Genomic DNA, 441 nt, shown 5'->3' on the forward strand with positions numbered 1-441 from the left:
CGCCCCGCGGAGTGGCCGGCCGACTGGCACGGCGGGTACCTGCGGGCGATCGACTGGCGGACCGTGCGGGGCCGGGTGGTCGATCCCGGTCCGGCGACCGTGTGGGCGCGGCAACGGATGCCGCTGGTCGCCGACGAGCCGCCGAGCCCACTGCAGCGGCTGTTCGCCGTCGCCGACTCCGGCAGCGGGGTGTCCAACGTGCTGGACCCGGGCCGGTGGCTGTTCATCAACTCCGAGCTCACCGTCCATCTGCACCGCGAGCCCGCGGGCGAGTGGGTCGGCCTGGACGCGGCCACGCTCCTCGGCCCGGACGGGGTCGGCACCGCGACGAGCGCGCTGCACGACCGCGACGGGCAGGTCGCCACCGGGGCACAGGCACTGCTGGTGCGGCACCGCTGACCCGCGGGGCCACCGGACCCGCGGGGTCACCGGACCCGCGGG

1 pseudogene is annotated in these 441 nt (G+C 77.3%); it reads left to right on the plus strand.

Annotated features, from left to right (window positions below):
* Positions 1-399 (plus strand): annotated as a pseudogene (locus tag SACPADRAFT_RS26290) (thioesterase family protein); the annotation flags it as partial.
* Positions 400-441 lie beyond the last annotated feature (42 nt).

Source organism: Saccharomonospora iraqiensis subsp. paurometabolica YIM 90007, assembly GCF_000231035.2.
GTDB lineage: Bacteria > Actinomycetota > Actinomycetes > Mycobacteriales > Pseudonocardiaceae > Saccharomonospora > Saccharomonospora paurometabolica.